This window comes from Chryseobacterium vrystaatense, from assembly GCF_000737765.1.
GTDB lineage: Bacteria > Bacteroidota > Bacteroidia > Flavobacteriales > Weeksellaceae > Chryseobacterium > Chryseobacterium vrystaatense.
Genome location: NZ_JPRI01000012.1, coordinates 214,909 through 229,856 on the forward strand (window position 1 = coordinate 214,909; position 14,948 = coordinate 229,856).

Annotated in this window: 11 protein-coding genes; 4 read left to right on the forward strand and 7 right to left on the reverse strand. The window is 38.2% G+C overall.

Annotation, left to right across the window (positions count from 1 at the left end; genetic code table 11):
- Positions 1–43 precede the first annotated feature (43 nt).
- Positions 44–1,033 (reverse strand): L-histidine N(alpha)-methyltransferase, encoded by a 990-nt coding sequence (gene egtD / locus IW16_RS23295; RefSeq protein ID WP_034750440.1) that lies wholly within the window; start codon positions 1,031–1,033, stop codon positions 44–46.
- A gap of 429 nt (positions 1,034–1,462) precedes the next feature.
- Here egtD and IW16_RS23300 point away from each other — a divergent pair, with 429 nt between their 5' ends.
- The gene (locus IW16_RS23300) at positions 1,463–2,518 is read left to right on the forward strand and encodes a serine hydrolase domain-containing protein (protein WP_084694609.1); all 1,056 of its coding nucleotides are present in this window, start codon (positions 1,463–1,465) and stop codon (positions 2,516–2,518) included.
- A 28-nt stretch (positions 2,519–2,546) separates the two neighbouring features.
- Here IW16_RS23300 and IW16_RS23305 read toward each other — a convergent pair whose 3' ends face one another.
- Positions 2,547–3,053 (reverse strand): GNAT family N-acetyltransferase, encoded by a 507-nt coding sequence (locus IW16_RS23305; RefSeq protein ID WP_034750442.1) that lies wholly within the window; start codon positions 3,051–3,053, stop codon positions 2,547–2,549.
- Between the two features lie 117 nt (positions 3,054–3,170).
- Here IW16_RS23305 and IW16_RS23310 point away from each other — a divergent pair, with 117 nt between their 5' ends.
- Complete coding sequence (locus IW16_RS23310) at positions 3,171–3,611, forward strand: hypothetical protein (protein WP_034750444.1); 441 nt, start codon at positions 3,171–3,173, stop codon at positions 3,609–3,611.
- A gap of 104 nt (positions 3,612–3,715) precedes the next feature.
- Here the strand turns inward: IW16_RS23310 and IW16_RS23315 are convergent, their stop codons facing one another.
- The 5 genes from IW16_RS23315 to IW16_RS23335 form a co-directional block, all read right to left on the reverse strand.
- Positions 3,716–4,852, reverse strand: a complete 1,137-nt coding sequence (locus IW16_RS23315; RefSeq protein ID WP_034750446.1) for a cytochrome-c peroxidase — start codon at positions 4,850–4,852, stop codon at positions 3,716–3,718.
- A gap of 13 nt (positions 4,853–4,865) precedes the next feature.
- Positions 4,866–6,380 carry a DUF6850 family outer membrane beta-barrel protein gene (locus IW16_RS23320; RefSeq protein ID WP_034750449.1) on the reverse strand — a complete coding sequence of 505 codons (1,515 nt, stop codon included), beginning with the start codon at positions 6,378–6,380 and terminating at the stop codon, positions 4,866–4,868.
- Position 6,381: 1 nt separating this feature from the next.
- Positions 6,382–7,596: a DUF4876 domain-containing protein gene (locus IW16_RS23325; protein ID WP_034750452.1), complete on the reverse strand. Its 1,215-nt coding sequence runs from the start codon at positions 7,594–7,596 to the stop codon at positions 6,382–6,384.
- Positions 7,597–7,617: 21 nt separating this feature from the next.
- Positions 7,618–10,413, reverse strand: coding sequence for a TonB-dependent receptor plug domain-containing protein (locus IW16_RS23330; protein ID WP_034750455.1), 2,796 nt, complete (start codon positions 10,411–10,413; stop codon positions 7,618–7,620).
- A gap of 207 nt (positions 10,414–10,620) precedes the next feature.
- On the reverse strand, positions 10,621–11,763 hold the full coding sequence (locus tag IW16_RS23335) for a 1-acyl-sn-glycerol-3-phosphate acyltransferase (RefSeq protein ID WP_034750459.1): 1,143 nt from the start codon (positions 11,761–11,763) through the stop codon (positions 10,621–10,623).
- Between the two features lie 363 nt (positions 11,764–12,126).
- Between IW16_RS23335 and IW16_RS23340 the strand changes: the two genes are divergently transcribed.
- Positions 12,127–13,524 (forward strand): tetratricopeptide repeat protein, encoded by a 1,398-nt coding sequence (locus IW16_RS23340; protein WP_034750462.1) that lies wholly within the window; start codon positions 12,127–12,129, stop codon positions 13,522–13,524.
- Between the two features lie 80 nt (positions 13,525–13,604).
- Positions 13,605–14,945 carry a toxin-antitoxin system YwqK family antitoxin gene (locus IW16_RS23345; protein ID WP_034750465.1) on the forward strand — a complete coding sequence of 447 codons (1,341 nt, stop codon included), beginning with the start codon at positions 13,605–13,607 and terminating at the stop codon, positions 14,943–14,945.
- The last annotated feature ends 3 nt before the right edge of the window (positions 14,946–14,948 follow it).

The window sequence follows — 14,948 nt, forward strand, 5'->3', positions numbered from 1 at the left end:
ATTATTCATTTTTCATTTTTCATTATTCATTATTCACTATTCATTATTTATTACTTACCTGCCAAACAGCATCTACAAACCATTTTTTAGAATCCCTGATTTCTCCTACTGTTTCAAAACCTGATTTTGTTCTCAATTCCTCTATTTTTTCAGCGGAAAATTTTTGTGAAATTTCCATATCAATCAGTTCATTTTCTTTAAATGAAATGCTGTGATCTTCAATAAGGACTTTCTGATCTTTAAGACTTACCAGATAACTCTTACAGGCTCCGGTTATGGGATCATAAGTCTGATAATGCCTGAACTGTTCCAGGTCAAAATCTGCATGCAGTTCTCTGTTGATACGCGTCAGAAGATTAAGATTAAATCTTGCTGTAATTCCATTAGGATCATTATAAGCATTTAAAATAGTATGTGGATTTTTCTTGAGATCAAAACCTATCAGGATTCGGTCTCCGGATACCAGATTACTGTTGAGATCAGCGCAGAAATTTTCAGCTTCACCGATATCCATATTGCCAATATTACTTCCCAAAAACAATATCACTTTCCTTCTGTCCGAAAGTGATGCTGCCTTGTGAAGCATTTCGAAATATTCGCCTTCCAAAGAAACAATATCAAGATCAGGGAGCTCTTTATTTAGTTTTTCATGTAAGACAGAAAGAATGTTGCCTGAAATATCTATGGGCATATAGGTAAATTTAATTCCTTTTTCAACAAGGTATCTCAGCAAGAATGTTGATTTCATTGCATCTCCTGCACCCAATTCAATTAAATCGAACGGTTCTTTTTCTGAAGTGATAAGACGGGCAAGATCTGCCGTTTTATTTTTGAAGATATCCAGTTCGCATTGGGTGAGATAGTATTCCGGCATGGCCATAATTTCCTGAAAAATCCGGTCGCCTGTTTTGTCATAAAAATATTTTGAAGATAACTTTTTGGGATTGGCTGTTAAGCCTTCCAGAACATCCTGACGGAAACCGTCAGTCTGAGTATTTCCTACCTTAGAATGTGCGTTTAACTGTAAATTCATATGCTTTTAAATTGTGTGGTTTTTTATTAACTACAACTATCTTGCCGCATCAATATTGAATTCCCTCTTGCATTTATCTATCTAAATATAAGTAATTTTAGTTTGTAGGGTATAAATTTCTGAGGTGATTGCAGAATATGTGGTACATTTTTTAGCCCCTGATTTCAATACTGCTTTATTTAACTCTATCTGACCCATTACATATTTTCGAATGCGTTGAAAATAAAGATTATATTTGCGGCAGCTAATACCATACATTTAACCATGAAAAAGTTCTCCGTAATTCTGCTCACCATACTTCATTCAGAATTTGTTTTATTGATCTGATTCTTGGTAAATCTGGAATTCAACAGGAGTTCCTGATCCATCAGAAATATTCGTTTCGCCTATTTATCCTTTAATTAATTACCGTTAGAAAATCTATAAAAAATGCTGAAATCCGCTTTAATTTTATGTTGGTCATGTTGTACCCTTTTTTGTTTTAGTCAAAAGAAAAAAAACTCAAAATCTGATGTACAACAAGAAGTTAATCAAATCGATAAACTAATAAAATCTGCTTATGAAGCTGGCGAATTTAATGGTAATGTACTTGTCTCGAAGAATGATAAAATAATTTACAAAGCTTCATTTGGATTTGCTGATGCCTCAAAGACAATTCAGTTAACAGATCAATACAGATTTCATTTAGGCTCTATTACTAAAGAGTTTAGTGCTGCTGCTTTACTGCAGCTGGAAGAACAGGGAAAACTGAAACTGTCTGATCCTGTTTCTAAATTCATTCCTGAACTTAATGACTGGGCTCATGAAGTTACCATCAGGAATCTGTTACAATACACAAGTGGAATTCCTAACGTCAATTGGAAGAGTATTAAAAATGATAAAGATATTTTTAACGGCTTGATGCTGGTCGATCAGTTATCTTTTAAACCGGGTGCTGATTATGATTACAACAATAGCAATCTTTTTCTGAGGCAATTTATAATAGAACGAATTACAGGGGTTCCTTTTAAAAATTATGTCGAAAAATTTATATTCCAGCCTTTGGCAATGAACTCTTCGCTGATGACTCCGCTTGACAGCGAAAAAAATGTGGCTCAGGGGTTTAATAATCAATCTGTACCGGATCGAGCGGAATTACCAATTACAGGCGGAACCTATACAACAACTTTTGATTTGTTGAAATGGGCCGGCAGCCTGCATTCCGATAAAGTGGTCAGTAAAAATTCTCTTTATGAATTGGGTCAACGTTTTAATATTACAGACAGCCAGTCTGCCTTAGGAAGTGCAAAGTTTGAAAATAAAAAGTTAAAAGAACATTCTCACGATGGCAGAGCGGGAAACTTTGAAGCCCTCCTGTATTCAGATATAGAAACGAAAGTAACCATCATTTTACTGAGCAATAACTACCACGGAAAACTCTTTGAAATTTCAGAGGCTATAAACGCGATTTTAAAAAACGAAAAATTTAAAATTCCACAAAAATAAGGAGTCTTATCCTTACGAGATCACAACATTACAGGTCATTATTTTTTCTCCATTCATATTCGATCTCGTCATCTGATACATCTGCGGTTTTTACAAAGCCCAGTCTTTCAAGCAGCTTAATAGCAGGACCATTTTGAAGGCTTGTTGCTGCCCATATGCGCTTCAGCCCCATTGTATGAAGTCCAAAATCAATAGCCAGGGACATTCCGGCGGTCATATATCCTTTACCGTAATGTTGAGGTAATAAGACACATCCCAGCTCTCCTTCTCCTTTATCCAATCCCCGGTAATATCCACAGGTCCCCACCATCCTATTGGTTTCATTATCTACAATTCCCCAGTGAATAGAATTTCCATCTAAACAGTCCTGATTGATTCTTGCCTGCATTTCTGCTGCCTGATGAACATTCTCTGCCCGAACGGCATCGTAAAACGAAATTTCAATAAGGTCCGGAATATCATTATCCGTAATCTGACGTAATGATACTCTGCTGCCTGTGACATTTGGAAAATCGTTGAACTGAAATTGTTTCATGATGTAAAATTGTATTAGTTTTGAAGGTGAGCATCATCATTAAATAAAGTTGCTTCAATGAACTCTATGACTTATGACCCGTTAAAAATACCATTAATTTTAATATAAGAATAAAAAATGCCATTCAATCCCTCTCTGCTCACTGAAAGACTAAAGAACCGAGACTTTGATTTTCTTATATCCAAGAAAGATATGACTGAAACTATTTTTAATAAGGATGAAATTATTTTCAGGTTGATTAAAGTACAGAAAAGTGAGATCCCTGATTTTACATCATTTGTTATTGCAGCAATGGGAGCTTCGGGATCAGATGAATGGGAAATGCAAAACTCCAGTTTTATGGGAACAGATGAAACATCAATGCTTGAAAAAATTTCCGTGTTTCAGATCTACTGGAAGCTTCATTTAGCTATTGAAACTTATATAGAAGGAAATATTCAGTATATCTATGAAGTAGATACTGATCCCTCTAAAAAAGATAATGGCAGTGAGATAAGTTATATTATTGAAACAGCGGATTCGTTTATCTATTTTTTCACCAGTCATTTTTATTATTAATGACTGAAGGAATGATTAATACAATAAAAAAACCTTATAGATCTTCAGAATCTATAAGGTCTATAATGATACATTAACGTAGAATATAATTCTTTGACAGCGTTTTATTTCCTTGGAATTTCCGGGCGGGGCATTTTATAATAACTTCCCGACATACTCTTCAGAAAAGCAACAATGGCATCTATTTCCTGCTCATTGAGTTTCAATGGTTTCATCAGGGGGTCGGTGACCGGAAAATTGGGATCAGCTTTCTTCTCCTCCGGACTTGGATTGATCATCTGCATTCCGCTGTTGTATAAACTGACAACCCCATGAAGATCATCCATCAATCCATTGTGCATCCATGGAGCGGTATATTCCAGATCCCGCAAAGATGGCGTTTTAAATTTCCCTACATCTCCTGTTTTCTTCGTGATATTATACAGCCCAAGATCTTCATATTCTCTTTTGTAATAGGTAAGACCAATATTGTGAAATGATTCGTCGGTGAGATTTTTCCCGTTATGACAGTTCATGCATCTTGCTTTGGTACGGAATAAATGCATTCCGTAAATTTCTTTATCACTTAATGCTTTATGATCGCCTTTTATAAATTTATCAAGCCGGCTGGGTTGGCTTCTGATGGTTTTCTGAAATACCGCCAAAGCCTTAGCGATCTGATCGAAAGTAATTTTATCAGTCCGATAAACGTCTTTAAAAAGCTTTCTGTATTCTGTCACTTTGGATAGTTTTCCCGCAAGCTTTTCCGGTTTCATATTCATCTCATTGTGTGCAGAGATAGGTCCTATCAGCTGTTCTTCGAGAGTTTTTGCTCTTCCGTCCCAGAAATAGGATGATCTGTCTGCAATATTAAAGAGTGACTGCGTATTTCTCTTACCCTGCAAATGGTCATTACCCAGTGCAACCTCCTGACGGTCTGCCCATCCCAGTTCGGGATTGTGACAGCTGCTGCAAGAAATCTGACTGGATGCAGACAGTTTAGGATCGAAAAACAGTTTCTTTCCCAACATCACTTCCGGAAGTTCCTGTGTATCGTAATAATTGGAATCCCATTCTATCGCTTCAAATTCCTTCCAGCTTACGTCTGCATCTATAGAAGGTGCAGGCCAGTGCTGTATTGGCTTTTTGTACTGTTCTACCACTTCTCCGTAATCTATGCGGTATTGCTGCATGGTATTCTGCATGAAAAGGAAAACAATAGCTCCTATCAGCAAAATGACTTTAAATCCTGACAACTTCATGATCTTTCTGTGTTTAAAAAATAGCGCCTATCGTGGCAGCAAATAAAGTATTGTTCCCATTTTGAAAATTACTGTACATGATCTTTGCTCCTGCAAAAGCATTCTTAATGACAGGAAGACTGAAATGAAAATTAACATCCACCCTGGCCTGCCAGAAATCTGATGACTGAAAGGCATAATTCTCCTGAAGCATTTGGTTGACCGCCGGCTTTCCGGAGTTGTTGAAAAGTGCATTTTTCTTATACACATCTGTTACGGAAAGTCCCAGAGAGACAGAAAGAGCCAGGTCACGGCTAAAGGTTTTCAGCCACCGGTAATCGGCACCATACACCATTCTGTTGAGCTCAACAACAGATCGGGGATTGCTGTATTTTTCTGTTTCCTGAATCCATCCGAAGAAGGGAGTCAGAGAGGATTTTACACCGGCATTTTCTGTCTGCAAGAGTCCTTTGATGATGGCATTCGTAATCTTGTGATTGTACCGTTCCACCGTTCCAATCTGGATATAATTCCTGGAGTTTTCATTCAGGAAAAGATTTTCGGTTCCTTTCCGTTCTGTAATGCTTCCGTCAGCAAAAATTCCCCAGACCAGTTTTCCGGTGTCAAAAAGTTTACCCAGTGACAAATTCATTCGCTGTTCATCAATTTTTGAGGCATTAAGATCTGTGTATTCAGTCAGTAATTTATCGAGAATGAGTTTTTTTAATCCTACATTAAGATACCAGTTTCTGTTGTTTGCTTCAAATATCTGTAAACCTCCTCCATACGACCAGCCTTCATAATAGGCCTGACGGAGCTTTCCGGACAGAAGTTCATTATAATTCCCCATTCCGCTCATATTATAGATGGTGGGAAAGCCCTGGTTGCTGACAAAGCTCAGATCATGTTTCTGGGTGTATTTTTCTCCCTCCGCATAGGCTCCTATTCTAAATTTCTCAAACATCAGCTTATTGGCGCCCACTGTCAAAGAGAAATTAGCTGAGGTATTTTTGGGTCGTGGATCTATATCCCGGTAACTTAAATTGGCTCTGTAACTTCCTGTAATCCCAACTGTATAAGAATTGATTGCTCTTGAATAACCTCCTGAGAAGCTGTAATTTTCAAATTTCATATCTCCTCCTACGCTGTCGGCTGCAACGTAAGGATAGATCAGATCATAATCAGCATTTTCGTTCCATACCATGTGTTTGGTTTTTCCCTGAGTATAGGAAGCACTTCCCCAGACGGTTGTTTTAGGATCCAGCATCTGCAGCGAATGCGCTTCCGCTCCCCAAAGATTCTTCCCTTTACCCTTCTGCTGAATTTCATTGGGGGTATCGGTATGTTCGGTCACAAGCTTAAAGGTTGTGATACTATACTTTCTGGCTCCATGCATATTGGCAGGATTGGAAGTAAGATTGTTTTTAAACAGCCTTTCATAGCTGTATTCTTCACGTACTTTTTCCATGATGGTGTCATTCACCTGAGCCTGGAATGCTGCACCTGTCAATGTTGTTAACAGAAAGAGTATGGAACGAAAATTTTTCATTTTAATTAAATAGTGAAGGTTTTACCCCGTTTTCAAAATCAGCTGTGGAATTATTGGTGTCTTTAAGAATATTTTTGCCTTCCAAAGATTTTCCGATCACTTTTCTGCGTACAGCTTTTCCAAAACGGTTGGTGTCTCCGTCAAATGCACTTACAGAGGTCCATCCCATATCCAAAGACGGAGAAGTGACCACCCACTGGAAAGAGTCCTGTACACTTAAGTTTACTGCATCTGTGATCCATTCGTTAGGAATCTTAACCGCTATCCCATCCATTGGATATACATCTCCTCCAAACGTAAGGCTGTATTGATAGGTATATGAATTCTGGGCAATCAGTGATTCATTTGTCATTCCCTGTGGCATACGGGCTAAAGCATAGGCATAATATCCCTGTGTATGGATCACCATTTTTTCAAAAACGTTGACCATCTTCGGAACTGCAGGATTGTCGATGTCATCGGAGTCTTCTTTAAAAATCTGGAAATTCGCATGGGAAAGGTTGATCGATAAAGTATTAAACTCTTTATGGTTGATTGCATCTTCTGCAATAATTATCGATTCTCCCGCCTTTACCGGATAGGTATTTCCTGTTCCCGGAATTCTGATAATGGCTCCGGCAGATAAAGTACTTCCCATAATGTTAGGCGTATACTCCTGCTTCTCGTTGGTCATAAAAGCAGACTGGATCAGCAGCATACCATCGGCATATAAAGTCTGATCTGTATTATTGGTGATCTTAAAATACTGGTCTCCGAAATACATTGCACCCTGCGGTGTTTTCGTTCCGGTAAAAAATACTTCCTCCAAAACAAGGTCGCTGCTTTCCGACTTGACAGCCAGATCAATTGTCTTGCTGGTCTCACTTCCGTTGATGACAACACCGGTCTGTACTCCGCCCACCTTAGCTTCTGTAAGTTCAGAATTATTTAAATAAACAACAGTCCCTTCGGCGATCATGTGATACGTTCCGGAAGGAAGAACCACCTGCAATGTATTGGTATTTTTAAGTTCCTGAGTCGTGGTAAATCCGGTGTTCAGTTCTTTGAAACTTACCGTAATATTTTTGTATTCTTTCACCTGAATATCTTCAGGCACTACTTTAAGCTGTAATTTCAGTGTAGTCTGTGATTCCGGAGAATCGGAATCTGAAGAGCAGGCCGTAAAACTGACCAGAGCACATAATACGATCAGTGTTCGTAATAATTGTTTTAACATAATGTATTGTATTGAATTTGTTTATAAATTGAAATTGATCTCCATTCCGAAGTAGGGATCCTGAGCACCTTTTCTGTTGATCGTGACTCCGTTCACCGAGTATGGTGCATAATAACTGAAAAGTCTGCTTGCAAACATGGAAACTACAACCGCTTTATTTCTGAAGCTTTTGGTCACTTTCAGGTTAAGGTTCATTTCCATGGGTCTTTGGTTTGCCCTGTACAGATCATTATTCTGAGCAATTATTAAGCTTTCCAGAATTGTTCCCTGAGCGGTTTCCGGGTTAAATGGAAAAATAGTCCCATTCTGATCCACGTAATGACTTGGAACGCCATTCATGGGAGATAATTTCCTCATAGAATACCATGAAAACTGAAAAGATGACGAAAATACAAGATCCAGTCTGGGAATATATGTATCCAGCATGAGGTTGGTATTCAGCACTTCATTTACAGAATTTGGTTCCATTCCTTCATATAATCCCAGATAAGGATAAGGTTTGCCGTTGATCAGCAGATCTCTTCCTCTGTAAACCGGCATACTGTTTCCATATTTCGTTCTGAACCAGGCTCCGTTCAGTGTGAAACGCGTATTGATCACCGGGAGACGATTGGATGAATACTGAAATTCTACCCCTTCTTTATCGATCCTGCTGCCATTGCGTTGGATTGTATAGATGAAATTTTCATTTAATGTCTGATAAGGAAGTGTACTGACATCCGGCGGTGCCGTCATTCCATCATGATTAAGTCCGGATGTGTCGTATTTTTTGTATTGATATCCTGCATACTGGTTCATTGAGCGGAACGCGTTATCCATATTTTCCTTAAAAACAGTTACCGATAACTGATGCAGTCCTACACTGAAATCCAGCCGCGCTTCAAATTTTTCATTGAGGGCAGGTTCTATTTCCGGATTCTGGGGATTATAAATCATCGTTTTATAATTTACCCTTCTGTAATTGGGATTGTTGTGGAAATAGTTCAGCTGCTGAACATCTTTGTAAACCAGCTCCGGATATAACAGATTGAGATCCGGGAAGAGACTTTGCCTTCCATACCCCAATGTTATTGCGAGTTGGGATTTTTTGTTCATGATCTCAAATGAAGGAAGTTCCCATTGAAGATTGGCCCTGGGATCAGCGTATATCTTCCCGTTCATTTTGAAATTGGAAGGCAGATTCATCATTGAATTCCCTCTTATTCCCAGTGCCAGCATCAGCTTATTGTCACCTAAATCTACCGTACTGATGGATTCCAGAAATAATGCTGCCGTAGTATAAGCCGGAACATCACGGTATGCACGTGGTCTGAATGTAGATTTAGGATCTATGGGCCGGTACACATCAAACTGCTGTCCCCCGCCCCAGTTTTTACCCAGCTGCCAGTCGAAACCAGCGTTGAATTCATTTTTTAATCCTTTATAATAAAGCTGAAAGTTGCTGACCGTTTTAACGAATACATCAAGAGGCTTACCATCTACCTGATAATCGGAGATGTACTGCGCTTGCGGATAATAGCCGTCATATTCCCCTTCAGTTCCGGACAAAGGGAAAGCCGTTGCGTTTTCCAGCTGAATAAATTTAGTCTGTTTTATTTTGTCAAACCTCTGATTCACTGTTGCCTGAACTTCTGTAGAACGGTAAAACGAAGGTTCATTTTTAGTGTAAGTCAACGTATTGGAGAGGCTCAATAAATGGTTATTGACCTCATAAGAATTCATCGCAGAAAGATCTACGTCCGGATCGGATTTTGAACCGTCCAGAGAACCTGTATAACTCAGATGAGACTGCCATTTGAAAGTTCCTTTATCATATTTTTTATCCCTGGCAACGGCAAGATTCGCTGTAATTCTCTTGTAATTTTCCAGCCGGTCTCTCGGATCTGATTTCGCATCCAGATAGTCGATTCCGGTATTGATTTTCAGATCACCTTCTTTATTTTCAAAACCTTTGGTTACTGCAAAAAGTTTGCTGTAACCATCCGCTTTAAATCTAGCTTTCCATCTTGAATATCCTGATTTATTCGTGATCTTCACAACTCCTGAAGTCAGGTTTCCATATACTACAGAAGGGATTCCGCGCAATATTTCGACACTTTCGATCTGATCTGTAGAAATACTTCTCATATCAACTCCGCTTGTGATATTCAGTCTTCTTTTCAGCCCGTTATTGGTTTTATCTAAAAAATCGTAGGTATACTGAAGATTCGCTCCGGAATTCAAAGGAGCCCCGTCTACCAGAAAGGTTGTTCCCATGGATGATGTGTTGTACTCACTTCCCGGGTTTCCGGTTTCACGGAGATGGATCTTATTAACCTGGTTCAAAACCGGGTCGCCCGATCTTCTTCCCGGAAGGAGTTCCAGAAGATCGGTAAAGCTCGAAGGCTGCAGGTGCTGCATGGCACGCTGACTGATTATGGATGACGAAGTAAGGCCCTTACCTTCTTTAGCCGTAATCACCACTTCCTCAATGCTGTTGATCTTTTCTTTGAGATAAAGCGTGACTGTTTCAGCTTTTGTGACCACTATTCTATTGGAATATCCAAGCTGATGATCTTTCCGGATTTCGATTTTATAGCTGCCCGGAATAACCTGTATTACGGCTAAACCTTTATCATTTGTAAAAATTCGGTATTGATTTTCATCCGACTGCATTTGTATTTCCGAACCCTGAACAGATTCAAAAGTATGGCCTTTTACATCAAAAGTAATCGTAACACTTCTGTCCTGTGATTGTAATGCAGCAGCTGTAAAAAAGAAGAAAAGAACACTAAAGAATTGGAATTTAAAAGGGAGTTTTGGATCATTATGTAGCATCAAGCATTATTCTTTCGGCAAAGTTAGGAGCCTGAAAACAGGTTTGCTAATTTTATTTAGAATAATTTAAAATAGTTGATAAAAATCATTTTTACCTATAGTCAAAAAGTGAATTATTTTATCCGGAAAGCGATCAAAAGTCAAAGATTCCAGCCTTGACTTTTGGTTCATTATGTTTCAGGACAAAAGAACATTTCAACATATCAACTATATTGAAGAATTCCCGTCAAGCTTCATTTTATTAATAAGAGGATTGGCATACATCTCTAAGAAAAATTCTTTTGAAACAGCATCGGATGGATCAATACGCATATCAAGTCTGCGGACAAACAGCTGTTTTTCCTGCTCTGTATATTGAGAAGCGTAAATACCGGTATCATGAAGCAGATCATAGGCTATATACTTGGTTGGCCAAAGCTTATAGTTCTGTATGATGGAATCATCAATGATCTGGGCAATTGCCTGTAGCTGCTTATTTTTGTTTTCTATTTTTGCAGCGACATCATCCAGTTCTGTATCAAGTACTTTCCCGGCATGCAGGTGAATGCGTTTCTTTTGCCCCAACACTCCACTGAGCATGGTCATAAAGTCCTCGTCCTTCCCTTTTATATATTCTTCATCTCTGTGTTTGGCCAGAAGCTGAGGCATCTTTAAGGAATCGGTAGGATCATATTCATAAGAGATGGATATCGGAACGATCTTTAATGTTTTAAAATAATCCGTCAGTGAAAGATCTCCTGCAGCCATCGCAAGCATCTTTAAAACGCCCTGCTGAGTGGCATCATTTCCGTCTTTTGTACGGCCTTCACGCTGAGCAATCCAAACAGAACGCTTCTCATGGTGTAAAAGCTGCTCAATGTATTCGGACATGGTCTGAGAACTTTTCAGCTGTTCACGGATCGGCAGACCTCTCTGTACTAAAAAGTTACGGTTTAGCTTGGCCAGTACATGCAAAAATGATTTCTGAACCAGATTATCTCCGATCGCTGAAGACGTCATAATAAACTCTTTTTCCAGAAGCACCAGGTTCAGGAGTGAAGTATCCAGGACTATATCTCTGTGATTGGAAACGAAAAGATAGGGCGTGTTCTTATCGAGGTGGTCAAATCCTGAGGTGGTCAAACCTTCAGAACTCTTCGCAAGAATCTGACGGATGGTATAGGCAATAAATTGGTGCTGAAATTCACTTATTGAATGAATATTTTTAAACTGTTCCCTCCAGACCTGCTTATCCACATCAGGAAAAGTAAAGCTCATCAGTGCTTTCATCATAGGATCACGGGCTATTCCACGTAATGCTTCATTCACTTCATGATCATAAAAAGGCCTGATTTCATCGAACTTCGACATGCAATTATTTAAAATTAATACTATTTTGCAAAAGAACAAAAATTTATTGAGGGTACCCTACAATGTGTGTTAAAGTATTATGATTTACGTTGAAGTTTATCATTACAAGTTTTTGTCTATTCAGGATTAAGCAAGCGGCATCCCTGCATTACCTATACCTTATTCCACTTAAGTAGTATGATCCTCTGTGATTTTACAACTTAAATTTCCTCATAATGTAAAAACAGCTGTAGATAAAACATATACTTTCTTTAGCCTCTGATGCCATTACAACATCCGATATTCTTCATTTTAAAGAGAAAATAAAATTTCAAATTCTGTTTCTACTATTTTTTGTACTTTCTCCAACCAATAAATCCTACAATGATGAAAACTATAATTACTTTTTTTCTTCTGTTATTTGCCGCGCAATCTGTGCTTTCACAGGTTGACAAAATTGCAAAAGAAGTCGAAAGTATTGTTCTTCTAAGAAGCCAGAATGATGACCATAAAAATCATATCAAAAACTTTTTTGAACATTACAATCAGGCGAAACCAATCGGGTCAGAAGATCTGATCAGGGATTACACAGGAATTTGTATTGAAACCTTTCCGGAAAAGAAATCTCTGCTTTTTCCGGCAAAATATTCTGTGGACTTTCCTTCTGAAGACAGCAGGACTTCCTATTTCAACCTGAATCCGGTAGAAACATCAATTTCCAAAAACGAAAACAGCAGTGAATACCTGAAACTGTTTCTTGAAAATTCCTCAAAAGTTTCTAAAACCGATTACTTTCTCTCACTGAAATATGTGGACTCGGATAAAAAAGGAAAAGCAGAAAGAATGGATAATCAGCTGGTCATAGCCGATGATGACTTTTTATCTTTCCTCAAAATAAAAGATCAGAAGATTTATGGGATCAGCTTTAGTCTCACGGCATTGAAATCTAAAAATCTTACAGAATCAGAAATCCGACTGTATATTTTTGATCAGAATCTTATTTCTGCTGATGATTATATGATGATCCAATTAGAAAACAGCCGGAAGAAAAAATATAATAAAACTAAGGTACAACGGGAAACTTATCCCCTTTATCATGATTACAGGGTAGATGAGCTCAGAACCGCTTTAAGAGATTTAATTGGTGACGCACCCTACAGTTCCGACCAGATATTGATTAAATATGTCTCTAATCTGAAAAACAAACTGGAACGTACAAACATCGCGGGTTATGCAGAAGAGCTCAGTTATTTTGCGGCTCTGAAAATCGATAAGAAATACAAAGAAGGTAACGAGGAAGCAATAGTCAATATCAATCATACCGCGCTGCATTCTCTTGCAGATATATCAATCGGAAAAAAAGAATATCAACAGGCAGAAAAGTATTTACTCAAAGCACTTACAGAATTCCCCTTATACAGTTTAAGCGGTACTACGTCAGAAAAAGATGCCAACAGAATTGAATACGATCTGGCAAAAGTCTATCAAAAACTGGAACGGAAGGATGAAGCATACGGTTATCTTCTCGCGCTGATTAATTCTCAATGGTATTATTCTTCTGCCGAAAAGGAAATTACTGCTTTATTGGGAAATGATGATAAAAACACACTGAAAAAGGATATTGATAAAGCTTTAAAAACCTTTAACGTTCGCCCAAACTATTTTCAGGAATTTACATTCAGAGGGAAAAAAATTGTCTTTTGGAACGGGCTTCCGCTGGATAAGAAATCTTTTTCAGAGAATATCACAGAAACTGAATTCTACAAATCCCTGAAGTCTTAGGTTTGAATACCATCAGAAAAATTTTCAAATGATCTACAGTTTCTGATAAAATCAGTTAATTTTAAGCATACTAAAAAACGATGAAAAAACGCTATCTACTATTCTTTCTGTTTTATTTCCCTGTTTATTTTTCGGCTCAGACGAAAACCGTTTATTTTGATAAGAACTGGAAGGAAACAGGGAAGTCCAACGCCTTTTATTACCGTCCGTTTCCCTTACCGAAATACGGCAGTTTGGAACTGCTCCGGGATTATTATATCCAGGGAAATGTCATTCAGATGCAGGGCTATATTGCACAGCAAGACACTAATAATTATATAGGTGAGGTGTTTTGGTACGATCAGAAAGGAAGAAATACTTCCAGCTCTTCTTACCTCAACAAAACCAAACAGAAGAAACTGACCTATTATTTTGATGACGGCACAACCTGGAAAACCGTGGAATATGGTGACAGTCTAAAGTCCGGGAAAACTATTGAATATAAAACCGATGGAAGTATTCTTGGTGAAGCTATTTATAAAAATGGGTATCTTGAATCAGGAACGGTAGGAAACACCTCTTCCAATGATGATCCTTACCGGTATAATACCAAAACAAAATCTCAGGAAAGGATCAGTCTTCCGAAAAGAGAAGCGAAAAACACAGAATATAAGAGGATCTACTACTGGAAGAAGAACCTGAAAACAGCGGCAGAATTTACGTATCAAAATGATAAGCTCATTTTGGAAAAGAATTTTGATGAAAATGGAAATCTTATTCAGCAGCTGGACAGTACTTCCTATTTCTACCCTGAAGAACAGGACGAGCTGAAAAATGGAAAAATATTCCACTATGACACCCAAAGGAGCGGTATTGCAGAAGCTCCATCCTATATTGAATACAAAAGCTTTCCCTTTTCAGAAGTGCCTGTAGAGAATGCAAGTCATATCATTCTTTATCGCGGTACGGTCCATTTTTTAGAGAAACACCCGACAGATCCTCTTTACAGGGAAACAGAATATAAGTTTTTTAATGATAAAAAGGAGAAATTAGTAAGGCTGCGAAGAGACTTCCAAAATGAAAGTGCATGGAAATCTTTAGATCTATATCAGGATTCTGAAACCACCCTTATTCCGGTTTCAGACATTGAGGCTTTGTCTAAAGAAATCGTCTTTCAGAAGTTTTCCAAAAAGAAATGGACCAATATTTATCTGAAAAACAAAGCCATTTCAGAGCAGTTGTATTGTTCATCTCCTGATTTTATGGGAAAAACAATACACTATAAGTCTTCAGGTAAGACAGAAACCCATCAGGAGGAATCTGCTCTTATTTACATCAGTCCGGTTCCAGGAAAATATATGATCCTTCGGGAAAATGGCGGTTTTTTTATTCCAAAAAAATCCGGAGACCTTGTTCAAATTCCAAACTATGTTCAGGAATAGCCA